Source organism: Hydrogenophaga sp. 2FB (assembly GCF_005503365.1).
Taxonomy (GTDB): Bacteria; Pseudomonadota; Gammaproteobacteria; order Burkholderiales; family Burkholderiaceae_C; genus Hydrogenophaga.
Map to the genome: position 1 here is coordinate 13303 of NZ_SCML01000053.1, position 23098 is coordinate 36400.

Annotated in this window: 24 protein-coding genes and 1 riboswitch; of the genes, 19 read left to right on the forward strand and 5 right to left on the reverse strand. The window is 65.3% G+C overall.

The genetic code is table 11. From position 1 onward, the window contains the following. Positions 1 to 18: 18 nt before the first annotated feature. Positions 19 to 119: riboswitch (TPP riboswitch) on the reverse strand. Positions 120 to 223: 104 nt separating this feature from the next. Next, positions 224 to 1504 (reverse strand): NAD(P)/FAD-dependent oxidoreductase, encoded by a 1281-nt coding sequence (locus tag FFS09_RS24245; protein ID WP_137921506.1) that lies wholly within the window; start codon positions 1502 to 1504, stop codon positions 224 to 226. 14 nt (positions 1505 to 1518) lie between these two features. Further along, positions 1519 to 1821 carry a c-type cytochrome gene (locus FFS09_RS24250; protein WP_137921507.1) on the reverse strand — a complete coding sequence of 101 codons (303 nt, stop codon included), beginning with the start codon at positions 1819 to 1821 and terminating at the stop codon, positions 1519 to 1521. A 166-nt stretch (positions 1822 to 1987) separates the two neighbouring features. Here FFS09_RS24250 and FFS09_RS24255 point away from each other — a divergent pair, with 166 nt between their 5' ends. Beyond that, on the forward strand, positions 1988 to 3316 hold the full coding sequence (locus FFS09_RS24255) for an MFS transporter (RefSeq protein WP_137921508.1): 1329 nt from the start codon (positions 1988 to 1990) through the stop codon (positions 3314 to 3316). On the opposite strand, the gene hmpA is transcribed toward FFS09_RS24255, so the two are convergent. Beyond that, entirely contained in the window at positions 3271 to 4464 is a 1194-nt protein-coding gene (hmpA, locus tag FFS09_RS24260) for an NO-inducible flavohemoprotein (RefSeq protein ID WP_137921509.1), read from the reverse strand. The two genes, FFS09_RS24255 and hmpA, sit on opposite strands and share 46 nt — an antisense overlap. 154 nt (positions 4465 to 4618) lie before the next feature. Here hmpA and norR point away from each other — a divergent pair, with 154 nt between their 5' ends. The 9 genes from norR to soxB all read left to right on the forward strand — a co-directional run bounded on the left by norR (position 4619) and on the right by soxB (position 13433). Beyond that, positions 4619 to 6124, forward strand: a complete 1506-nt coding sequence (norR, locus tag FFS09_RS24265; protein WP_137921510.1) for a nitric oxide reductase transcriptional regulator NorR — start codon at positions 4619 to 4621, stop codon at positions 6122 to 6124. 121 nt (positions 6125 to 6245) lie between these two features. Continuing rightward, a complete protein-coding gene (gene soxC / locus FFS09_RS24270; protein ID WP_502703759.1) occupies positions 6246 to 7589 on the forward strand; it encodes a sulfite dehydrogenase in 1344 nt (447 codons plus the stop codon). Next, positions 7589 to 8665 carry a c-type cytochrome gene (locus FFS09_RS24275; RefSeq protein WP_137921511.1) on the forward strand — a complete coding sequence of 359 codons (1077 nt, stop codon included), beginning with the start codon at positions 7589 to 7591 and terminating at the stop codon, positions 8663 to 8665. The genes soxC and FFS09_RS24275 overlap by 1 nt, the downstream gene beginning before the upstream one ends. A gap of 130 nt (positions 8666 to 8795) precedes the next feature. After that, the gene (locus FFS09_RS24280; protein ID WP_137921512.1) at positions 8796 to 9128 is read left to right on the forward strand and encodes a c-type cytochrome; all 333 of its coding nucleotides are present in this window, start codon (positions 8796 to 8798) and stop codon (positions 9126 to 9128) included. A gap of 42 nt (positions 9129 to 9170) precedes the next feature. Continuing rightward, entirely contained in the window at positions 9171 to 9626 is a 456-nt protein-coding gene (gene soxY / locus FFS09_RS24285) for a thiosulfate oxidation carrier protein SoxY (RefSeq protein ID WP_137921513.1), read from the forward strand. A gap of 60 nt (positions 9627 to 9686) precedes the next feature. Next, positions 9687 to 9998, forward strand: coding sequence for a thiosulfate oxidation carrier complex protein SoxZ (gene soxZ, locus FFS09_RS24290; protein ID WP_171020162.1), 312 nt, complete (start codon positions 9687 to 9689; stop codon positions 9996 to 9998). A 141-nt stretch (positions 9999 to 10139) separates the two neighbouring features. Continuing rightward, complete coding sequence (gene soxA / locus FFS09_RS24295) at positions 10140 to 10943, forward strand: sulfur oxidation c-type cytochrome SoxA (RefSeq protein WP_137921514.1); 804 nt, start codon at positions 10140 to 10142, stop codon at positions 10941 to 10943. Between the two features lie 16 nt (positions 10944 to 10959). Then, positions 10960 to 11610 carry a sulfur oxidation c-type cytochrome SoxX gene (soxX, locus tag FFS09_RS24300; RefSeq protein ID WP_137921515.1) on the forward strand — a complete coding sequence of 217 codons (651 nt, stop codon included), beginning with the start codon at positions 10960 to 10962 and terminating at the stop codon, positions 11608 to 11610. Between the two features lie 101 nt (positions 11611 to 11711). Then, positions 11712 to 13433 (forward strand): thiosulfohydrolase SoxB, encoded by a 1722-nt coding sequence (gene soxB / locus FFS09_RS24305; protein WP_137921516.1) that lies wholly within the window; start codon positions 11712 to 11714, stop codon positions 13431 to 13433. Positions 13434 to 13680: 247 nt separating this feature from the next. Here soxB and FFS09_RS24310 read toward each other — a convergent pair whose 3' ends face one another. Next, positions 13681 to 14667, reverse strand: coding sequence for a porin (locus tag FFS09_RS24310; protein ID WP_137921517.1), 987 nt, complete (start codon positions 14665 to 14667; stop codon positions 13681 to 13683). Positions 14668 to 14910: 243 nt separating this feature from the next. Between FFS09_RS24310 and FFS09_RS24315 the strand changes: the two genes are divergently transcribed. Beyond that, positions 14911 to 16158, forward strand: coding sequence for an NAD(P)/FAD-dependent oxidoreductase (locus tag FFS09_RS24315; RefSeq protein WP_137921518.1), 1248 nt, complete (start codon positions 14911 to 14913; stop codon positions 16156 to 16158). A 15-nt stretch (positions 16159 to 16173) separates the two neighbouring features. On the opposite strand, the gene FFS09_RS24320 is transcribed toward FFS09_RS24315, so the two are convergent. Then, positions 16174 to 17151, reverse strand: a complete 978-nt coding sequence (locus tag FFS09_RS24320; RefSeq protein ID WP_137921519.1) for a LysR substrate-binding domain-containing protein — start codon at positions 17149 to 17151, stop codon at positions 16174 to 16176. A gap of 139 nt (positions 17152 to 17290) precedes the next feature. Between FFS09_RS24320 and FFS09_RS24325 the strand changes: the two genes are divergently transcribed. From FFS09_RS24325 to FFS09_RS24360, 8 genes are all read left to right on the forward strand, one after another. Beyond that, positions 17291 to 18160 (forward strand): amidohydrolase family protein, encoded by an 870-nt coding sequence (locus tag FFS09_RS24325; protein ID WP_137921520.1) that lies wholly within the window; start codon positions 17291 to 17293, stop codon positions 18158 to 18160. A gap of 19 nt (positions 18161 to 18179) precedes the next feature. Beyond that, a complete protein-coding gene (locus tag FFS09_RS24330) occupies positions 18180 to 19103 on the forward strand; it encodes a substrate-binding domain-containing protein (protein WP_137921521.1) in 924 nt (307 codons plus the stop codon). Further along, entirely contained in the window at positions 19100 to 20062 is a 963-nt protein-coding gene (locus FFS09_RS24335) for a tripartite tricarboxylate transporter substrate-binding protein (protein ID WP_137921522.1), read from the forward strand. The genes FFS09_RS24330 and FFS09_RS24335 overlap by 4 nt, the downstream gene beginning before the upstream one ends. A gap of 48 nt (positions 20063 to 20110) precedes the next feature. Next, positions 20111 to 20473 (forward strand): hypothetical protein, encoded by a 363-nt coding sequence (locus tag FFS09_RS24340; RefSeq protein ID WP_137921523.1) that lies wholly within the window; start codon positions 20111 to 20113, stop codon positions 20471 to 20473. A 233-nt stretch (positions 20474 to 20706) separates the two neighbouring features. Beyond that, entirely contained in the window at positions 20707 to 20994 is a 288-nt protein-coding gene (locus FFS09_RS24345; protein ID WP_171020163.1) for a hypothetical protein, read from the forward strand. 31 nt (positions 20995 to 21025) lie between these two features. Then, positions 21026 to 21364, forward strand: a complete 339-nt coding sequence (locus FFS09_RS24350) for an H-NS histone family protein (RefSeq protein WP_137921525.1) — start codon at positions 21026 to 21028, stop codon at positions 21362 to 21364. 77 nt (positions 21365 to 21441) lie between these two features. Further along, positions 21442 to 22392, forward strand: a complete 951-nt coding sequence (locus tag FFS09_RS24355; protein WP_137921526.1) for a hypothetical protein — start codon at positions 21442 to 21444, stop codon at positions 22390 to 22392. A gap of 12 nt (positions 22393 to 22404) precedes the next feature. Further along, positions 22405 to 23097: a hypothetical protein gene (locus FFS09_RS24360; RefSeq protein WP_137921527.1), complete on the forward strand. Its 693-nt coding sequence runs from the start codon at positions 22405 to 22407 to the stop codon at positions 23095 to 23097. The last annotated feature ends 1 nt before the right edge of the window (position 23098 follow it).

Sequence of the window (23098 nt, forward strand, 5' to 3'; positions counted from 1 at the left end):
CGCGCGTCGGCGATGAGGGAAGGAATCGGCCTGCTTCCCTGCGCGAGGATTACCTCAGTCAGGTTCAAAGGGACTTTCTCAGTCGCGGCTTGTCAGTCGCAACACCCCTAGCGGATATGCCTTGCGGCACGGTGGGAAGTATACGTTTGCGCGTGTGCGGCCGCACCCGGAAACGACAACGCCCCGGGATCACCGGGGCGTTGGGCCGTGAGCGCGAGGCCGATCAGGCCAGCGAATCGGCCCAGATGTTGCGCGCCCAGGCCATCGCGTACTCGCCTTCGAGCGCGCTGGCCGCGGTGGACAGGCCACCCGAGCCCGGCACCGCCAGCATGGTCTTCTGTGCCGCGTCGTACTTGTGCACGCTGGCCACGTGCACCACGTCGGATGCGGTGACGAAGCTGTAGCAGGTGTTGGCGTAGATCGGCAACGCAGGCGCTTCCTTGCCCTGCAGCAGCGACACCACGGCGGCCGCGCAGGTCTTGCCGTGCTGGTTGGCCATGTGGCCCGACTTGGGCATGCCTGGCGCGATCTGGATCGCGTCGCCGAGCACGTGGATGTTCTTCGCGGCCTTCGATTCGAAGGTCAGAAAGTCCACCTCGCACCAGCGCGCATTGGCCGTGGCCAGGCCGGTCTTCACGGCGATTTCACCCGCGCGCTGCGTCGGGATCACGTTGAGCACGCCGGCCTTGAAGTCGTCGTTGAACTCGAACTTCAGCGTGTTGGTGGCGGCGTCCACGTCCACCACCTTGTGCTTGGGGCGGTACTCGATGAGGCCCTTGTAGTGCTCGTCCCAGGCCTTCATGAACAGGCCCTTCTTGGACGTGATGTCGTCGTTGGCGTCGAAGACGATGACCTTGCTTTTCGGCTTGGCCTTCTTGAAGTAGCTCGCCACCATGCAGGCGCGCTCGTAGGGGCCGGGCGGGCAGCGGTAGGGCGCGAGCGGAATCGACATCGCGTACACGCCGCCGTCGGGCAGGGCTTCGAGCTGCTGGCGCAGCGCCAGCGTCTGCGGGCCGGCCTTCCAGGCGTGCAGCACCTTGTCGGTCGCGCCGGGCTTGGCCATGCCGGGCAGCGTGTCCCACATGAAGTCGATGCCGGGCGAGAGGATCAGGCGGTCGTACGGCAGTTCGCCGCCGCTGGCGAGCTTCACGGTGCGCTTGTTCGGGTCGATGCTGGCGACCATGTCGCGCACCACCTTCACGCCGTGGCGCTTGCTCAGGTTGTCGTACGGCGTGGTGATGTCGGCCATGGTCTTGTGGCCACCGAGCACGAGGTTGGAAATCGGGCAGGAGACGAAGGCCGCGTTGGGTTCGACCAGGGTGACCTCGATGTTGTGGTCGGAGAACAGGCGCACGTACTTGGCCGCCGTGGCGCCACCGTAGCCGCCACCGACGACCACGACCTTCGCACCGCGACCGGCCGAGGTGGCGCAGCCGCTCATGAGACCCAGGCCCGCGACGGCCGAGCCAGCGCCCAGCGTTTGAACGAATTGACGACGTTGCATGGTGTGGGCTCCTCTTATTTCTTCTGGGCGGCGAAATAGCCGGCGATGTCGGCCAGCTGCTCGTCGGTGTAGCCCTTGGCGAGCTGGTGCATGATGGTCGCGGGCCGCTTGCCGGCCTTGAAGTCCATCAGCTTTTGCAGCAGGTCGTTCTTGCTCTGGCCGGCCAGGGCGATGGCACCCGGTTCGGCACGGCCGTCGGTGCCGTGGCAGTTGGCGCAGGCGGCGGCCCATACCTTGATCTGGTTGACCTGAGCCTGCGCCCCGGCAGCGGCGGCGCAGAGCACACCTGCGGCCAGCCATTTGTTCGTGTTCACCATCGTGGTCTCTCCAGTGGGTTTTGTTGGACAAGCTCTGCAAAAACTGTAGCAGATGAGCCTTGACGGCCTTGATCATGGCCGGTGCGAATGCCGGCGGCGTCCATCCTAGCAACCGGGTTGGGGCACCTCGTGCGTGAAAACCCTAGGCCGGGCACAATCCCCGGCGATGACTTCTACTGGCCCAACGGCGGCACACGCGCCGTCCGATCTTTCCGCGCTTTTCCGCACCGTCCCCTTCCGCCAGCTCCTGAGCGCGCGCGTGGCCTGGACGCTGGGCATCCAGATGGTGCTGGTGGCCATTGGCTGGCAGATGTACGAGATCACGCGCGACCCCTGGGCGCTGGCGCTCGTGGGCCTCTACCAGTTCGTCCCGGTGCTGATCCTGACCCTGCCGGCCGGCCATGCCGCCGACCACTGGAGCCGCACGCGCATCATGGTGGTGTGCCTGGTGCTGCAAGCGACGGTGGCCGCGATCCTGGCCTGGGATTCCTGGCACGGCTCGGTGACCCGCGAACACCTGTTGATCGCCTCGGTGGTGTTGGGCGCCGCGCGCGCCTTCCAGATGCCGGCGGTGCAGGCCACCACGCCGAACACCGTGCCGCCGCAGATGCTGAGCCGGGCCATGGCGGCCTCGTCCACGGCCACGCAAGGCAGTGTGATAGCGGGCCCCGCCGCGGGCGGGATGCTGCTGGTGCTGGGCAACGACGTGCTCTACGCGGTGGCGACCGTGCTGCTCATCGTCGCCATGGTCCTGGCGGGCCGGCTGCGCATCGCGCGGCACAACACCACCGGGCGCGGAACGTCGGCCGAAGACGTGTTCGCGGGCCTGCGCTACGTGGCGCGCCGCCCCGTCATTCTGGGCGCCGTGCTGCTCGATCTGTTTGCCGTGCTGTTCGGCGGCGCGATCGCGCTGCTGCCGATCTTCGCCAGCGAAATACTGACCGGTGGCCCGAGCATGCTGGGCTGGCTGCGCGCCGCGCCCGCCATGGGCGCGCTGGTGATGTCGCTCTACCTGATGCGCCACCCGCCGTCCACGCGCGTGGGCTTCAAGCTGTTGCTGTCGGTTGCGGTGTTCGGGCTGGCCACGATCACCTTTGGTCTGTCCACAAGCTTCTGGCTCTCCATGCTGGCGTTGTTCGTCAACGGCGCGGCCGACATGGTCAGCGTCGTGATCCGGCAGACGCTGGTGCAACTGGAAACGCCCGACGAGATGCGAGGGCGGGTGAGCGCGGTGAACTCGGTGTTCATCGGCGCGAGCAACCAGCTCGGTGAGTTCCAGTCGGGCTCGGTGGCGTCGCTGATCGGGCCAGTGGCCGCCGTGGTGGTGGGGGGCTCCGCCACCTGCCTGATCGCCGCGGTCTGGCCCAGGCTTTTCCCGGACCTGGCCAAGCGGCGCAGCCTGTATTCGGACCAGACCAGCGACGTGACGCGCGGCCACAGGCTTGGGGATCAGCCCGCCACGCTCAGCGACTCCAGCGGACCGAAGAACTCGTAGCGCAACTGCGCTTCGGGAATCCCCAGTGCGCGGCCGCTGGCGTAGACCGATTTCATGAAGGGCTTGGGGCCGAGAAAGTACAGGTCCACATCGCGGTCGGCCGGCAGCTGTTCGGCCAGCAGTTCTTCGGTCACGAAGCCCTGTGCATGCGGCGCGTCGGCCTCGCGCGGTGCGTCGTACACATAGAACGGTTGAACGTTGCTGTGCGCCGCCGCGAGCCGCTCGACACGTTCGCGGAAGGCGTGAACGCCACCGTGCCGTGCCGCGTGAATGAACTGGATGGGGCGCCCGCTCGCGGCGCTTGCTTCCAGCATGCTCATGGCCGGCGTGATGCCCACGCCCCCCGTCACCAGCACCAGCGGCCGACGCGCTTGCGTGTCCAGCAGGAAGTCGCCGCACGGTGCCTGGGCCTGCAATTCCATGCCCACCTGCAGATGGTCGTGCAGCCAGCTGGAGGCGTGGCCGCCCGCCTCGCGCTTGACGCTGATGCGGTACCAGGGCTTGCCCGGCGCATCCGACAGCGAGTAGTTGCGCCGCACGGTCTGGCCGTCGATCTCGAGCACGAGCGTGAGGTACTGCCCTGGCGTGAACGCGAGCAGGGCCTGGCCGTCCACGGGCTCCAGGTAGAACGAGGTGATCAGCTCACTCTCCACCACCTTGCGCGCCAGGCGCAGCGTGCGCGTGCCGCGCCACCCGCCTTCGCGCGCCGCGTTGGTGGCGTACACCTGTTCCTCGGCGTCGATCAGCAACTGCGCCAGCGCGCCGTAGGCTTCGCCCCAGGCGGCGAGGATCTCGTCGCTGGCCACCTCGCCCAGCACCTCGCGGATCGCCTTCAGCAGGCAGGCGCCCACGATGGGGTAGTGCTCGGGCAGCACGCCCAGGGCGGCGTGCTTCTGCACGATGCGCGGCAGGGCTGGCGCGATCGCCTCGAGGTTGTCGATGTGCGTGGCGTAGGCCAGCACCGCACCCGCGAGTGCGCGCGCCTGGCTGCCTTGGGCCTGATGGGCTTCGTTGAAGAAGGCCTTGACCTCGGGGTGGTCGCGAAACATCAGCGCATAGAAGTGCTTTGTGATGGCCTCGCCCTGCTGTTGGAGCAGCGGCACGGTGGCTTTGACGAGGGCAATGGTCTGGGCGGAGAACTGGGGCATGAAGGCGCAAGGGTTGAATGAAGAGGCCTATGGCTATTCAACAAACGTGCCATCGTTGCGCCGCCCGCAAGTACTTGATTCACAAGGCGGTTTTTCAGAAGGTGGTTAAATTGACCACTGTTCAAAGTTGTCTTTATGACCAATCGTTGTCTGTATGACCACATCAGCCGCCGCCGACGACAGACACTTCAAATCGCTGCTGGCCGCGGTGCGCGGCCTGGTGGCGTGCGACGCGGCGGTGCTGCTGCGCCTGCATGACGACGCCTTGATGCCGGTCGCGGTGGACGGCCTCACCGACGAGGCCATGGGCCGCCGCTTCCCCGTCGCGGCCCATCCGCGCCTCGCGCAGTTGCTGGGCAGCTCGCAGAGCCTGCGCTTCGCCGCGGACTGCGGCTTGCCCGATCCCTACGACGGCCTGGTGGCCGGCCAGCGCGAACTGCTGGCCGTGCACGACTGCATGGGCGCACCGCTGCGCCACGCCGGCAAGCGGTGGGGCCTGGTGACGCTGGATGCGCTGAATGCACACGCCTTCGACGCGGTGGGCCCGCCGCACATGCAGGCGGTGGTGGCGCTGCTGGAAGCCGGCATCGAAGCCAGCGAGGCCTTGCACGCGGCCCACGCGCGCGCCGCGCACGAGCAGGCGCTGGCACGCGAGCGCCGCGCTGGCGTGGCCGCGCCGCGCGAACTCCTGGGCAAGAGCGCCGCGATGCAGCAGCTCAAGCGCGAGATCGACACCGTGGCCGCATCCGACCTCACGGTGCTGATCCTCGGCGAGACCGGCGTGGGCAAGGAACTGGTGGCGCAGCGGCTGCACCTGCGTTCCGCGCGCGCCGAGCAGGCGCTGGTGCAGATCAATTGCGCCGCGCTGCCCGAGGGCCTGGCCGACAGCGAACTGTTCGGCCACAAGAAAGGCGCGTTCACCAGCGCGGTGCAGGACCGCGTGGGCAAGTTCGAACTGGCCGATGGCGGCACGCTGTTCCTGGACGAGGTGGGTGAACTCTCGCTCCCGGTGCAGGCCAAGCTGCTGCGCGTGCTGCAAAGCGGCGAGCTGCAGCGCCCGGGCAGCGACAAGCAGTTGCGCGTGGACGTGCGCGTGCTGGCGGCCACCAACCGCGACCTGCGCGGTGAAGTGGCGGCCGGGCGCTTTCGCGCCGACTTGTACCACCGCCTCTCGGTCTATCCGCTGCAGGTGCCGCCGCTGCGCGAGCGGGGCCGCGATGTGTTGACCCTGGCGGGCGGGTTCCTGGAAGAGAACCAGCACCGCCTGGGCGCGCGCAACCTGCGCCTGACACCCGAAGCCAACGCGGCGCTGCTCGCGCACGGCTGGCCGGGCAACGTGCGCGAGCTGGAGCACCTGCTCAGCCGCGCGGCGCTGCGGGCCTTGTCGGAGCAGGGGCGTGCCGGGCGCTGGATCGGAATCGAGCCGCGGCATCTGGCGTTGCAGGCGGTGGGGACATCGGCCGAGCCCGCAGGGCTGGCGGACGGTTTGATCGGCGCCCCTGGCGGCCTGCGCGCGGCCACCGAGGCGTTTCAGCGCCGCTGGGTGGAGGCCGCGATCGCGCGCCACGAAGGCTCCCTGGCGCGCGCGGCCGAGGAGGCCGGCATGGACCGCAGCAACTTCCACCGCCTGGCGCGGCGCATGGGGCTGATCTCGCGATAGGGAAGGGCGTCCGAGGGGGGCTGCGGTACGGGTTTATACTAATCCGAATATCAGCAATAACTAATATATTGCCGAGAAACAACGCCAAAAGCGTTCCGTCCCCCTCGAAGGAAGCCTCCCTGTGTCCAAAGAATTGAGCGACGTCATCGGGCGCGTTCTGCCCGCCCCCGAAAACCATTTGAGCGCCGAGAAACTGGAGCAGGCCCGCAAGGCGCGGCGCAGCTTCATGGGCAAGGCCCTGGCCATGGGCGCTGGCGCCGTGACCAGCGCCGCCGCCACCACGCGCGCGCTCGCGGCCGATGGCGAAGACGCCATTCTCAAACTGCCCGCGCACACCACCGGCCTGGGCCAGGCCGTGGCCACGCTCGGCTACGGCATGCCCAGCCAATGGGAAGCCAACCTGCAGCGCCGCCAGAGCCCGGGGCTCACGCGCGTGCCGCAGGCTTCGGTGAGCTTCACGCCGCTGCAGGGCCTGTTCGGCATCATCACGCCCAACGGCCTGCACTTCGAGCGGCACCACCAGGGCTGGTGGGACATCGATCCGTCGAAACACCGCCTGATGGTCAATGGCCTCGTGAAGCGCGAACGCGTCTTCACCATGGACGACCTGATGCGCCTGCCCAGCGTCTCGCGCATCCATTTCATCGAATGCGGCGCCAACTCCGCGCCCGAGTGGGGCAACGTGGCCCTGCCGTCGGTGCAGTACACGCACGGCATGGTGAGCTGCTGCGAGTACACCGGCGTGCTGCTCTCCACGCTGCTGGAGATGTGCGGCTATGACAAGAAGAACGGCAAGTACGTGCTGGCCGAAGGCGCCGATGGTTCGTCGATGACGCGCACCATCGACATCGATCGCGCCATGGACGACTGCCTCGTCGCCTGGGCCATGAACGGTGAAATGCTGCGCCCGGAAAACGGCTACCCGCTGCGCCTGGTGGTGCCGGGCGTGCAGGGCGTGAGCTGGGTGAAGTACCTGCGCCGCCTGGAAGTGGGCGACCAGAAGTGGGCCACCAAGGACGAGTCGATCCACTACATCGACCACATGCCCGATGGCACGCACCGCCAGTACACCGGCATCCAGGAATGCAAGAGTGTGATCACCACGCCCTCGGGCAGCCAGACCTTGCTGGACAAGGGCTACTACAACATCACCGGCCTGGCCTGGTCGGGCCGTGGCGCGATCAAGCGCGTGGACGTGAGCGTGGATGGTGGGCGCAACTGGCGCACCGCGCGGCTCGAAGGCCCGGTGCTGCCCAAGGCGCTCACGCGCTTCAACATCGACTGGGTGTGGGACGGCAAGCCCGCCGTGCTGCAAAGCCGTGCGATCGACAGCACCGGCTACGTGCAGCCCAAGATCAACCAGCTGCGTGCCGTGCGCGGCACGCGCTCGATCTACCACCAGAACGCCATCCAGTCGTGGCGGGTTGCTGAAAACGGCGAAGTCTCCAACGTGCAGGTGTTCTGATGAAGCCGTTCCTGAAAACCAGTCTCTTTCTGGCCGCCGCGTTCAGCGTCGGCGCCGTTTTTGCCCAGGCCAAGCCCTGGAACGACCTCGGCCGCGACGCCACCAAAGCCGAGGTGAAAGCCTGGGACATCGACGTGCGCCCCGACTTCAAGGGCCTGCCCAAGGGCTCGGGCACGGTGTCGCAGGGCGAGCAGGTGTGGGAGGCGCAGTGTGCGTCCTGCCACGGCAGCTTCGGTGAATCGAACGAGGTGTTCACGCCCATCGTCGGCGGCACCACCAAGGCCGACATCGAGCGCGGCCGGGTGAAGAACCTCGAGCCGGGCAGCATCTTCCCGCAGAAGACCACCATGATGAAAGTGGCCACGCTCTCGACGCTGTGGGACTACATCAACCGCGCCATGCCGTGGAACGCGCCCAAGTCGCTGACGGCCGACGAGGTCTACAGCGTGACGGCGTACATCCTGAGCCTGGCCGAGGTGGTGCCGGCCGACTTCACGCTGAGCGACAAGAACATCGCCGAGGTGCAAAAGCGCATGCCCAACCGCAACGGCATGGTGTTCCACGAGCCGCTGTGGAAGCTCGACGGCAAGGGCGACGTGAAGAACGTGGCCTGCATGAAGGACTGCCCGGTGGAGCCCACCATCCGCTCCTCGCTGCCCGATTTCGCGCGCGATGCGCACGGCAACATCCAGACGCAGAACCGCGTGATCGGCCCGGTGCGCGGTGCCGACACCACCAAGCCGCCACCCACCGCGCCGGTGGGCAGCGCGCCGCCACCCGCGCCCGTGGTGGTCGCCGCGGCCAAGCCGTCGGCCGCCGTGAAGGACACCAAAGCCCTGCTGGCCGCCAACAGCTGCACCGCCTGCCACGGCATGACGAACAAGATCGTCGGCCCCGGCTTCAACGAGATCGCGGCCAAGCACAAGGGCAAGGCCGACCTGCAGGCCTATCTGGTCGGCCGCATCCGCGAAGGCGGGTCGGGCGTGTACGGCGCGGTGCCGATGCCGCCCCAGCCGCAGCTCAGCGAAGCCGATGCGGGTTCGATCGCCCAGTGGATCGCCAGCGGCGCGAAGTGACCTTTCGATGCGTGACGCGAGCCGCCTTCCCGGGCGGCGTTCGCGTCATGCTCTTTGGCATACTTCTAAATATTCGCATTTACTCGTAAACCCCATTTCCCCCACGACAAGGAGCCCGTACGCTATGTCCATGAAACCGATCCTGCTGAGCCTGGCCGCTGCTGGCGCGCTGTTGAGCGCGGGTGCCCATGCCCAGGACGCCGCCGCCGCCAAGGCCCTGGCCTCCAAGAGCGCTTGCCTGGCCTGCCACGCCGTGGACAAGAAGCTGGTGGGCCCGTCCTTCAAGGACGTGGCGGCCAAGCACAAAGGCCAGGCCGGCGCGCAAGCCGCCGTGGCCGCGCGCATCAAGTCCGGTGGTTCGGGAACGTACGGCCCGGTGCCCATGCCCCCACAGGCTCAGCTGAAAGACGATGAGCTCACACTGTTGGCCGGCTGGATCCTTGCCGGTGCACCCGACAAGTAAACGTAAACTTCGCCCATTTTTATTCCCTCCAGGAGCACCCCCATGAACAACTCACGCCGAGTCGCCCTCAAGACCACCGGAGCGTTCGCCACGCTGGTGTCGCTGGGCCTCATCACCCAAAGCCAGGCGCAGGCCGCCGTGGACCGCGCCGGCTTCGAAGTGAAGACGCTGGCCGAAGCGCTCAAGGCCGTGGGCGGCACGCCCGCCAACAGCGACCAGGTGACCGTGGTCGCGCCCGACATCGCCGAGAACGGCGCCGTCGTGCCCGTGGGCGCTTCCAGCAAGCTGCCCAACACGACCGAGATCTACCTGATCGTCGAGAAGAACCCGATGCCGCTGTCGGCCGGTTTCGTCATCCCCGCCGGCACCGCCGCCGACGTGCAGACGCGCCTGAAGATGGGCCAGAGCAGCAACGTGATGGCCGTGGTCAAGGCCGACGGCAAGCTGTATTCGGCCACCAAGGAAACCAAGGTCACGCTGGGTGGTTGCGGCGGCTGATCGCCCCCGAGCCCGACGTCTTCCCTCGCCCCCTCATTCACAGAAATTCAGGAGTCCATCATGGCCGATCCGATGCGCATCCGCGCCGCTCTCGCCGGTGACGAAACCACCGTCCGCATTCTCATGTCCCACGTCATGGAACCCGGCACGCGCCGCGACGCCGCTGGCGCGCTCATTCCCGCGCACTTCATCAAGGAAGTGCAAGCCACGCACAACGGCAAGGTCGTGCTGCAGTCGCTGTTCACCGGCTCGGTGGCGCAGAACCCCTTCCTGTCGTTCAAGTTCAAGGGCGGCGCCAAGGGCGACAAGATCGTCGTGAAGTGGGTCGACACCAAGGACGACTCGCGCACCGACGAAGCCGTGATCGCCTGAGGCTTGACCCACCCCCGCCGCGCTGCGCGCGACCCCCTCAAGGGGGCGTCGCTGGCGGCCCGGCAAAGCCGGTTCCGCGGCGACTCTGGATCGAGACACGTCGCGCCGGCAGAATGATTGATAACAACGAGGAGATCCCCCATGAAGCTTCCCCTTTCCCTGGCTGCGTTTGCGTTGGCCGCCATGTCGCTGGGTTCGGCCCACGCCCAGGACGCGACCGCCGAAGGCATCGCGAAGTACCGCGAGATGCTGCAGGACGGCAACCCTGCCGAACTGTTCGAGATGAAGGGGGAAGAACTCTGGAAACAGAAACGGGGTCCGAAGAACGCGTCGCTGGAGCAGTGCGACCTGGGCAAGGGCCCGGGCGTCATCAAGGGCGCGTTTGTTGAAATGCCGCGCTTCTTCAAGGACACCGGCCGCGTGCAGGACCTGGAGACGCGCCTCATCACCTGCATGGAAACCTTGCAGGGCTTCAACGCCGCCGAGATCGCCAAGACGCCTTTTGGCCGTGGCGAAATGGCCAATGTGACGGCGCTGGCCACCTACGTGGCCACGGCCTCCAAGGGCATGCGCTTCAACCTGCCGCAATCGAACGCGCAGGAAAAAATGATGTACGAAGCCGGCAAGCGCATTTTCTTCACGCGCGGCGGCACGCACGACTTCTCGTGCGCCTCGTGCCACGGCGAGAGCGACAAGCGCATCCGCCTGCAAGACCTGCCCAACCTCACGAAGAACCCGGGCGACGGCATTGGCTTTGCCGCCTGGCCCGCGTACCGCGTGTCCAACGCGCAGATGTGGGGCATGCAACTGCGCCTGAACGACTGTTTCCGACAGCAGCGCTTTCCCGAGCCCAAGTTCGGCAGCGAAGCGACCATTGCACTCGGTGTCTACATGGGCGTGAACGCCAAGACCGCCGAGTCCATCGTGCCCGCCATCAAGCGCTGAACCGGAGACACCGAACATGAACAAGAAAATCGCTTTCGTCCTGCTGCCCCTGGCTGCGCTCGCGCTCTCCGCGTGCACCGTGTCGCCCTCGGCCGCCGACGCCGACAAGGCCACCGCGGACATTCTCAAGAACTCCTTCCAGGACCGCGGCATCGCCACGGTGGACCGCTTGGTGCAGGACGACGCCAACCGCGAATGCGCGGCCGCCGACGTCGCGGCCAAGCCGATCGATCCCACCGTGGCCAAGGCCATCGAAGCGGCCAACATGAAGACCGTGAAGTGGCCGAGCGACGGCAAGTTCATCGGCGACTGGAAAGCCGGCGAGGCGATCGCGCAAAGCGGCCGCGGCATGACCTGGACCGACAAGGCCGGCGACGCCAACGGCGGCAACTGCTACAACTGCCACCAGATCAGCAAGGAAGAAATCTCCTTCGGCACGCTCGGCCCCAGCCTCTACAACTACGGCAAGCTGCGCGGCGTGACCGACCCGAACAGCGCCGGTGGCAAGGCCATCGTCGAATACACCTGGGGCAAGCTGTGGAACTCGCGCGCCTACAACGCGTGCTCGCAAATGCCGCGCGTGGGCCACAAGGGCATCCTCAACGAGAAGCAGCTCAAGGACGTGATGGCCCTGCTGCTCGACCCGGCTTCACCGGTCAACAAGTAAAGTTGCGGGCCCCGGTCGCCGTCAGCGGCGGCCGGGGCTTTTTTGTCAAAAAAATTTCGCGTAAATATCAGCGATCAGTTATTGAAGGACAGGGACACACAATGAGCTTCAGCCGCCGTGAATTCATGCAGGTGCTCGCCGTGGCGAGCGCCACCGGCATGGCCCTGAACCACCGCGACCTGTTGGCCGCCACACCCGGCGCGGGCGAGCGGCTGTACGAAGTGCCGACCTTCGGCAACGTCAGCTTCCTGCACTTCACCGACAGCCACGCGCAGCTGCAGCCGATCTACTTCCGCGAGCCCAACGTGAACCTGGGCGTGGCCGATGCCGTGGGCCGCCCGCCGCACATCGTGGGCGAGACCCTGCTCAAGCACTTCGGCATCAAGCCCGGCACCGCGCAGGCGCACGCCTTCTCGTACCTCAACTTCAGCCAGGCCGCGAAGACCTACGGCAAGGTGGGCGGCTTCGCGCACATGGCCACGCTGGTCAAGCAACTCAAGGCCAGCCGCCCGCACGCGCTGCTGCTCGACGGTGGCGACACCTGGCAGGGTTCGGCCACCTCGTTGTGGACCAACGGCCAGGACATGGTCGACGCCTGCAAGCTGCTGGGCGTGAACATGATGACCTCGCACTGGGAGCACACCTTCGGCGCCAAGCGCGTGCAGGAGATCGTGGAAAAAGATCTCAAGGGGAACATGGAATTCCTCGCGCAGAACATCAAGACCACCGACTTCGAGGACATGGTCTTCAAGCCGTACGCGATGCGCGAAATGAACGGCGTGCAGGTCGCGGTGATCGGGCAGGCTTTCCCCTACACCCCCATCGCCAACCCGCGCTACATGGTGCCCGACTGGACCTTCGGCATCCAGGACGAGCACATGCAGAAGATGGTCGACGAGGCGCGCGGCAAGGGCGCGCAGGTCGTCGTCGTGCTCTCGCACAACGGCATGGACGTGGACATCAAGATGGCCTCGCGCGTGCGCGGCATCGACGCCATCCTCGGCGGCCACACGCACGACGGCATGCCCGCGCCCACCATCGTGAAGAACGGTGGTGGCCAGACGCTGGTGACCAACGCCGGCTCCAACAGCAAGTTCCTCGGCGTGCTCGACTTCGACGTGCACGGCGGCAAGGTGCAGGACTTCCGCTACAAGCTGCTGCCCATCTTCTCCAACCTGCTGCCGGCCGACGCGGCGATGCAGGCGCACATCGACAAAGTGCGCGCGCCGTACAAGGACAAGCTGGACGAAAAGCTCGCGGTCACCGAAGACCTGCTGTACCGCCGTGGCAACTTCAATGGCTCGTGGGACCAGGTCATCTGCGACGCGCTGATGCAGAACAAGGGCGCCGACATGGCGTTTTCGCCGGGCGTGCGCTGGGGCACCTCGCTGCTGCCGGGCGACACCATCACCTACGAACGCATGATGGACCAGATGGCCATGACCTACCCGGCCAGCACGCTCAACACGTTCACCGGCGAACAGATCAAGACCATCCTCGAAGACGTGGCCGACAACATCTTCAACCCCGACCCGTACTACCAGCAGGGCGGCGACATGGTGCGCGTGGGCGGCATGCAGTACACCGTCTCGCCCAAGGCCGCGATGGGCCAGCGCATCAACAACATGACGCTCAAAGGCAAGCCCATCGAAGCCAGCAAGACCTACAAGGTCGCGGGCTGGGCGTCGGTGCAGGAAGGCGCGCAGGGCGAGCCGATCTGGGACGTGGTGGCGGGCTACCTGCGCGAGAAGAAGGTGATCAAGGGCGTGAAGATCAACACGCCACGCATCATCGGCATGGGTGGAAATCCGGGCATCGCTTGATGGCTTGACGATCCCCGCGTCACTCCCTCCCCGCTGGGGGAGGGCAGGGGTGGGGGGTCGTTTGAGGTGATGTGGTCGGCGCGCGTGCCCCCATCCCGGCTTTCCCCCAGAGGGGGAAGGGGCGAATCACATCCGCTCACGAAAAAAGCCCTCCACCCGCAACCGGGTGGAGGGCATCAAACCCTTGAAGAGCAGGAAGTAACGCGAGACGGCGATCGCGTGTCAGGACGATCGCCGGATCCGAAGATCAGAAGTCGTGGCGCACGCCGAAGGAGTACATGCGGCGATCGGTGACCGTCACGCCAGCGCCGTTCTCCACGTCGCCGTCCAGATACGCGCCGTACAGGCGGGTGCGCTTGGACAGGGCGTAGGTCGCGCCCAGACCGAAGGCCGAGCCCTTGGCCGTGGTCACGCCCGCGGCTTCGGACTTGCTGCGCGCATAACCGACCGAGACTTCAAACGCGCCCAGCGGCACGTTCACGCCCACGGACAGCTCGTTGTCGCGCAGGTTGGCGCCGTTCTCGGCACGGTTGAAGCCGGCGGAGAGGCGGGCCACGCCGAAGTTGTAGGCGCCGGAGATCGCGGTGTACTCGCGGTCTGTGCCCGGCACGGATTCGTGCTTCTGTTCCTGGCGGCCAACGCCCACGTCCAGGTTGCCGGCGCGGTAGCGCAGGTTGTAGGAGAGCACGTCGCGCTTGACCGGATCGGCCGCCTCGTCCAGGCCATAGCCCACGCCGAAGGTGAAGCCGCCGAAGGAGGGCGATTCGTAGCGGATCTGGTTGCTGGCGCGGCTGGAGTAGTCGGCCACACCGGCGGTGTACGCGATCTTGGTGGGCGTGAATTCCGAGTCCCACAGGTTGCTGCTGACCGCGATGTCGCGGATGTCATCGAACGAGGTGTCGTGGCGGCCGAGCTTGACCGTGCCGAAGCCGCCGCTCAGGCCGACGATGGACTGGCGGTCGAACGCGCTGCCGGCGGCTTGCGTGCCGTCGCTGCTGTCAAAGCCTTGCTCCAGACCGAAGATGGCCTTGAGACCGCCGCCCAGGTCTTCGCTGCCGCGCAGGCCCCAGCGGGTGGAGGACAGGTTGCCGCTGAACATCTGCGTGCTGCTCACGCCGTTGACCTTGTTGCTGCCGATCGAGCTGTCGATGCGGCCATACAGCGTGACGTTGGATTGGGCCATCGCGGCGCCGGTGGATGCCAGAACGGCGAGAGCGATAAGGCTCTTCTTCATGTGAATGCTCCGTAAGAAAAGGACGCAGGGCTGGTGAGAGCCCCTGCTTCTTGCACCATGCAAGAAGTCCAGTCGATTTCAACGGACGGTGACGAAATGTCTGTGACACACGGCCGTCGCAATGGGGTTATTACCGAGATACAACAGATGCCCCGCCGCGGCGCAAGGTCTGTCATCACCGTGCCACGGAGTGCTCTGTCAGATACAGTGCCTGCATCTGAAAAAACACAAAACCAGCATTCCATGAAGCGTGATGTGATCGTTCTCGGCGCCGGCATGGTCGGTGTGGGCTGCGCGCTGCACCTGCAGGCCAGGGGCCTGTCGGTGGCGCTGCTGGACCGCCGCGCGCCGGGGCTTGAAACCTCGTACGGCAATGCCGGCATCATCCAGCGCGAAGCCATCGCGCCGTATGCCTTGCCACGCGGCCTGGGCTTCCTGCTCTCGGGCATGAGCAACCGGCGCGTCGACGTGCGCTACCACGCGAGCGGCGTCGCGCGGCTGCTGGGTTCGCTGTGGTCCTACTACCGCCACTCGGCTCCGGGCGCCTACCAGCGGATTTCCCGCGAGTACGAAACCCTCATCGCGCACTCGCTCGAAACGCACGAGCGGCTCATGCACGATGCCCACGTCGAGCACCTGGTGGCGGGGCGGGGCTACCTCATGCTCTACCGCAGCGAGCGCGAGCTGCACGAGTTCTTCAAGATCGCGGACGAGCGCGCGCGCATGGGCGTGCACCACGTCAAGCTCAATGGCGCCGAGGTGGCGCAGGCCGAGCCCGCGCTCATCGGCGATTTCGCGGGCGCGGTGCGCTGGACCGATCCGATCGCCATCAGCAGCCCGGGCGATCTGGTGCAGGCCTACGCGCGCCTGTTCGCGCAACGGCACGGCACCCTGCACCTGGGCGACGCGATGACGCTGCGCCGGACCGACGCTGGCCATTGGCAGGTGGACGCGGCGGACGGCGTGCTGGAGGCGCCGCAAGTGGTGGTGGCGCTCGGCCCATGGACCACCGAGCTCACCTCGCGCTACGGCTACACCGCGCCGGTGATCCCCAAGCGCGGGTACCACATGCACTACACGCGCCTGCCGGGCAAGCCACTCCACAGCACCGTCATCGATGCCGAATACGGCTTCGTGGTCGCGCCCATGAAAGACGGCCTGCGGCTGACCACCGGCGCCGAACTCGCGATGCCCGACGCACCCCGCACGCCCACGCAGATCGACGCGGCCGAGAAGATCGCCCGGGCCGTCTTTCCGCTCGGGGAACGTGTGGAGGACGAACCGTGGATGGGCACGCGCCCCTGCATGCCCGACATGAAGCCGGTGTTTGGCGCGGTGCCCTCGGTGCCCGGCATGTGGTGCGCCTTCGGGCATGGGCACCAGGGGTTCACGCTCGGCCCCATCACCGGCGAACTGCTCGCGGCCATGGTGACGGGCGCACAGCCGCGTGTGGACGTGCGGCCGTTTTCGCCGGAGCGGTTCGCGCGGTAGCGCCGGGCACGCGGCTCAGCGCTTCAACCGTGGTTTCCCGCGCTGGGTGCGGGGTTGCGCCAGTCGTTCGCTGGTCTCCTCGATGGCGCGCATGAACTGCTGCGCCGCGGGTGACAAGGCCGTCCCACGCCGCCAGGTCAGGCCAATCGGGCGCAGGAGGTGCGGCAAGTCGAGCGGCAGCATCGCCAGCATCCCTTGCTCGCTGTAGTGCAGAGCGGCAATGCGCGAGAGCAGCCCGACGGCGTCGGTCGATTGCAGGTAGGCCAGGATCACGTGCGTCGACAGCGTCTCCACCGTGTTGCTCGGCATGCCCACCCCGTGTTCGCGGAAAGCAACCTCCAGCGGCTCGCGGGGCAGTGAGCCCACCGGGGGCAGGATCCACGCAAATTCCGCCAACGTCGCCCAATCGACGCGCCGCTTGCGTGCCAGCGGATGGCCCGGGCGCACCACCAGCGCGCTGGCGCCATCGAACAGCGGCTTCTCCGCCAGCCCGTCGTCGACCAGCGCTTCGCTGCGCAGGCGGCCGACGATGAAGTCGAGCCCGCCGCGGCGCAGCGCGGGCAGCAGCACGTCCATCGGTCCCTCGTGCAAGGCCACCGTGGTCGTGGGCGCGCTCTGCTTGAGCAACTGCAGCGCCTGGGGCACCAGCGCCGGTGTCATGGCGGGCAAGGCGCCCACGCTGCAGCGTCCCGAGGCGCCCGACATGAGGGCGCGCAGTTCGTCGCGCGTTTGCGCCAGGCCGCTGAGCATGCTGCGCGCCTGGCGGATCATGCATTCGCCAAAGATCGTGGGGTTGACGCCTCGCGCCGTGCGCTCGAACAGGCGCACGCCCAGGCCGCGCTCCAGCTCGCCCAGCGTGAGCGACACCGCGGGCTGCGACACATGCAGGCTCAGCGCCACCTTGCCGAGGTTGCGCATGTCGTCCAGCGCCACCAGCAGCTGCAGGTGGCGCGGCTTGAGTTGCGCGCGAAAGAAGCGGTCGATCTCGGACATGGGCAGCTCCTTTTGTCATAAGGGTTTACTGATGGTAACTGCGATATTTCTGTCTTGTTTGCTTATATCGTCCGTCGCATGATGGCGGTGCCGATCGAGACCGATCCACTCCCATTCACCGAGACAAGGAGCCGCCCCTATGAAACTGGACATCACCGACATCCATCCGCACGTGATCAGCGACGATCCCGTGCGCCACCCGCTCGCGCCGCTCACGGGCGAGCAATCGGGCTGGTCGCGCGAGCGCCCCGTCACCTATGCGCAATTGCTGCGCGCGATGGACGACGCCGGCATCGCACGCGCCGTGCTCGTGCAGGCCTCCACGTGCTACGGCCACGACAACCGCTATGTGGCAGAGGCCGTGGCCGCTCATCCCGACCGCTTCAGCGGCGTGTTCTCCGTGGACATGCTGGCCGTCGACGCATCGCAAAGCATCGCGCGCTGGATCGATGCCGGCCTCGAAGGCTTGCGCGTCTTCATCGCTGGCCACACCACCAGCCACGATGGCGCGCGCCTGGACGACCCCCGCGCCTTTCCCGCCTGGGAATACGCCGTCTCGCGCGGCCTGACGGTGGCGGTGCAGTTGCGTGCGCACGGTCTGCCGCAGCTGGTGGCCCTGCTGGAGCGCTTCCCCCAGGCCCGCGTGGTGCTGGACCATTTCGCGCGTCCCGAGCTGGACGACGGGGCCCCCTACGCCAAGGCCCAGGCGCTGTTCGATCTGGCACGTTTTCCGAACCTGTTCCTCAAGTACACGACGCACAACGTGCGCGAGTCGGCGGCCGGTGCTTCCACGCCGCAGGCCTTCATCCGCCGCGCGGTCGACGTGTTCGGCGCCGACCGGATCGCCTGGGGTTCCAACTTCCCGGCTTCGGCGGGCTCTCTGTCGTCCCTGTTGAACGACGCGCGCCAGGCCGCTGGAGAGCTCAGCGCCGCGGAGCAAGCCGCGGTGTTCGGCGGCACGTCCAGGCGCCTGTACCCCTCGCTTGCTCGCGCGATGGCCGCCGTCTGAGCCACGGAGCACCTCCACTATGCTTCACCTCTCGACCCTTCTTGGGAACTACCCGGGCACGCGCGCCGTGCGCAGCAAGCTGCTCACGTCGCCGCTGTTCGAACTCGACATTTGCGACGCCAAGGTCTCCAACCGCGTGTTCCCGCGCGTGGTCAACACGCGCGAGTTCGCGGTGGCCGAATTGGCGTTGATCACGTTCTTCCAGGCGCGCGCGGCCGGTCGGCCGCTGGTGCTCATGCCGGCGGTCATCGGCGCGGGCCGCCACCAGCACCAGTGCCTGGTCTACAACGCCGAGCGCAGCGGGCCGATCACGCCCGACACGCTCGCCGGCAAGCGCGTCGGCATCCGCTCCGTTGGGCAGACCACGGTGACCTGGGTGCGCGGCATCCTGCAGAACGACCATGGCGTGGACCTGGACAGCGTGCGCTGGGTGACGTTCGAGAACGCGCATCTGGACGGCTTTGCCGACCCAGCGGGCGTGGAGCGTGCGCAAGGCGACAAGCCCTTGCTCGAACGCCTGTACGACGGCGAGCTGGACGCGGCCGTCATCGGCACCGGCCTGCCGGACGACCCGCGTCTCAAACCCGTGATCGCCCACCCGCTGCAGGCCGCGCGCGACTGGTCGCGCCGCCACGGCGCGGTGTCGATCAACCACATGGTCGCGCTCGACGCGGACCTGGCGCGCGAGCGGCCCGACGTGGTGCGCGAAGTCTGGCGCCTGCTGTGCGAAGGCAAGCGCATGGCCGCTGAACCCCGCGTCGACGGATTCGATCTCACGCCTTTCGGACTCGAAGCCAACCGCGCTTCGCTCGATGTGCTGCTGCGGTATGCGCTGCAGCAGAACCTGCTCGCCCGACCGCTGTCGGTCGACGACCTTTTTGACGACACCACCCGGGCACTGGAAGCCGCATTCCAACCCGACCACACGGAGACAACAGCATGAACAAGCGCACCCTCATCACCCTCTCGCTGGCCGCCCTGGCCAGCGTCATGTCGGGCGTGGTCTCGGCACAGGCCCACGTCACACGCATCGTCGTGCCCTTTGCCGCGGGCGGCGCGCGCGAGACCTTGGCGCGCACGTTCTACACCGAGCTGGGCACCGAACTCGGGCGCACCCTCATCGTGGAAAGCAAGGGCGGCGCGGGGGGGGCCATCGGCACCACCTACGTCGCGCGCGCCGAGCCCGATGGCCGCACCTTGCTCATGGCCGCGTCCAGCCACTTCGTCACCGCGCAACTGGCGGCCAAGCCGGCTTACGAACCGGTGAAAGACTTCGTGCCGGTGGCCAACATCGGTACGCAGAGCTACGTGCTCATGATCAGCTCGGCGCTGCCGGCGAAAAACCTCAAGGAGTTCGTGGCGCTCGCCAAGTCCAAGCCCGGCGAGTTCAACTACGGATCCGCCGGCATCGGCAGCTCCACCCACCTCGCGATGGCCTATCTGCTCAACGTGGCCGACGTGGACGCCGTGCACGTGCCCTTCAAATCGACGCAAGAGGCGGCCAACGAGGTGAGCGCCGGCCGGGTGCAGGCCGTGATCGTGCCCAACGCCGGCATCGGCCCCTATGTGCAGGAGCCGAAGCTGCGCATCATCGGTGTCACGTCGTCCAAACGATCGGCCTTGCTGCCCAACGTGCCCACCATTGCCGAAGCCGGCTTGTCTTCCTACGTTTTCGAGTCCTGGTTCGGGCTGCTGGCCCCCGCCAAGACACCCAAGGCCGAGGTGGAGAAGATCAACGCGGCCGTCAACAAGGTGTTGGCGCTGGACGTGGTCAAGCAGCGCCTGGCCACCCAGGGCGTGCAGAGCGAGGTGATGTCCACGGCCGAGTTCAACAAACTCTTTCTCGCCGACCGCGAGCTGATGGCCAAGGTGGTGAAGAGCTCGGGCATGAAGGCCGAGTGAGGGGCTGCTGCGCTACCATTCCGATGCACATCAAACATCGGAGTCACGTTGGCCTTTCAGATCCGGATTCAACAGTGGGTACGACCCAACCTGCCCAACACCGAGAAGTACAAGCTGGCCCGGCAGGTGGAGCAGGCGGGGGCGGAGGCGGTCGCGCGCGACATGCGGCCGTGGGATGTCAGCGTCCTGATCGCGGGCGTGGTGATCTTTCTGGTGGGCCTGGCCTTGGTGGCGGTCTTCAGCGCCAAGCCGTCGATTGCCTTGCTCCTGAGCGCGGTCCTCGCCCTCTGCGGCTTTTTCCTGGTGCCCATCGCGATCTACACCGAAGTGCGCAACCGCGCGAACTGTGTCGCCTGGTTGTCGGAGATCCAGCAGTACTACGGGCGCGATCGCGCGCAGTTCGGTAACTGACGCCAAAGAAAAAGCCCCTGACCAGATTGGTCAGGGGCTTTTTGGATGTTGGTGCCGGAGAGATGCAGTTATGCATCGAACACGAACGTCCAATGTGTTGATTTTTAAGGGGTTTCAGACGGGGTATGGTTTACGGATACCACAGAATCTACCACGCACAGGGTAGCATCAGGCGTGGCTCTGCATACCCCTAACCTATTGCCTTCTGAATATTGATCATGAACACTCGACCAATGAACACACAAGCACCGATGAAACTTCTTGCTCTTTCCATTCCATTCTTTCTCGCCGCGTGTGCCAGCAGCGGTGTGCACTCGATTGGAACCGACAGGCTGATGATCTCCAAGAACACTGCGAAGGTGGGCGGTGGCATTTCTGCTTCCGCTGCAGCTGAGGTGAATCAAGAGGCGGATGCGTACTGCGCTGAGCGGAAAAAGAAGGTGGAAGTCACTGATCTTCAGTTGACACCCGGCCGCTTTGGGTCGCTCGGTAACGTCACCCTGCAGTTCAAATGCATTTGAATCGCACTTTCACGCTCTGAGGAATTAACCAATGGCAACACAAGACCTTTCAAAACTTTCGTACACCGAACTGCGCAAACTTGCTGAGGAAGCGTTTGCGCTCGCTGATTCCAAGCGCGGTGAGGAAATCAAAGTCCTGGCAGACGCGTACGCAAAGAAGGTGGCAGCAGCTGGCTTCTCTATCGAGGAAGCGATTGATGCCCTGAAGCCTTACATGTCGAAGAAGGGCAAGGGAGGTGGTGCATCAGCTGTTGTGAAGTACCGTGACCCTGCGAACACGGGCAATACGTACGGCGGCAGGGGTAAGCATCCAGCGTGGGTGCGTGACTACCTCACTGAGGGTCGCAAGCTGGAAGAGTTCGCCGTCTGATTCTCACGGCGCATAAGTCAGAGGTCGATGCTTTGAATGGAAAGAAGACATCTTCCGGCCAACATCGGCAGAAGATCATGAAGAAGGGTCCGTTTGATCTTTCGTTGATAACGCCTGAGTACCCATACCTAGCACAGCTGCTTGCGAATGCCATCGGGCAGATCAAGGAGCTGCCTGACTTTTCCGACGATGACAAAATTACGGTGGTATCAGACTTCGGTGGTGAGCACAGCGGTGCTTCGTTCAACACTTACTCTTTCCTATTCTTGGCGTACAACAAAGTCGGCCCCTTCATCGAGAAGGTGGAAGAGCTAAGGCGAAAGCACGGAATACTTCAGCCCTACAGCGAGTTTCGGTACAAGGCCTTGAAGTCAGGCCCGAGAAGCAGGGCGTTGCCGGAATTTCTTGAGCTAGTCGATAACTTCATCCATGGCGCGGTTATCACGGTCGCAATTGCAAAGGATGTTGACACTGTCTTCGGAAGCTCTAAAGCAGACGTTCGTACTCTGATGGGCGAAAAGTTGTCTGCGATGGGGTTCGGCACTTGGGATGGAAAAGCTGCAGAAAAGGTCCTTCGCGTGTGTCATACGCTCGCGTTGTTTACCTCGTTGATGACGAAGGAAAATCAGCGACTACTTTGGTATTCCGACGACGACACGATACTGGCGAATGCTAAAGGGAGAACGTATTCAGACGTTCAGCAGATGTTCGCCGCAGCATTGGGTATGTACTCGCGCCACAAGTTCGATCTGGTTGGCTTTGGTAAACAGTTCGATGCCAAAAGCCACCTCGACGACCTACTGAGTGTTGCAGATTTTTCGGCGGGTGTAGTTCAAGATCTTCTTCAGGGTTACAAGACCAAGAAAGACATCCCTGGCGGCGACGAGAAGATTGCATTGTTCAAGTGGATGGCCGTCCAGGGCAAGTTTCTCGCAAAAATCACAGTTCAAATCAGCCTTCTTCCCGACGGTGAAGTTGGGTCCGGAGTGGTTGGCTTCAGTCCCGCTGCCGATGATGTGAGCCACTGAAGAAGCAAAACCATGTCACGTTGCTACATGTGCGAGAAGCAAGCTACCTCAGTTGATCATGCCCCACCGAGGTGCATTTTTCCTGATGCCAAGGACACCGGTGGTATCGACTATCGAAAGAATCTGATCACCGTTCCGTCTTGCGATGAGCACAACCTGAGTCGGTCGAAAGACGATGAATTCCTGCTGCTCGTCCTATCAAGTTCAATTACTTCTGGCGACGTTGGCCTTCAGCAGTTCCTCACAAAGGTGCAGCGTGCGCTCACCCGGAGGCCGTTGCTGGGGAAGACGCTCACGATCAGCGACACCCCTGAGATGCGATTTGTTTACAGTACTGGACAGACTGTCGAAGCGTTTGAAATGCGCGCTGACGTGGCCCGTCTGGATCGCGTCTTTGATAGCTGCGCTCGCGGAATCTACTTTCATCATACGAAGAAGCCGTTCGTTGGGATGACGCGTTCGTTTACTCCGTTCATGTCGTATCCCGAACCCAATGTGAACGAGGTCATTCGAGAGTCAATGGAGAAGGCTAGATCACTTATTGACGGGTTGCCAACGCTCGGAGCGAACCCAGACGTATTCCGCTATAAGTTTGCTGAAGCTGACGGGAACGCGATGCTCGTCTTGACCTTCTACGGTGGGTCTGATGTTGTGGTGAATCTAAGAAGCGGCGTAAAGAAGATCCTCCCACCCGACGCATATTGAT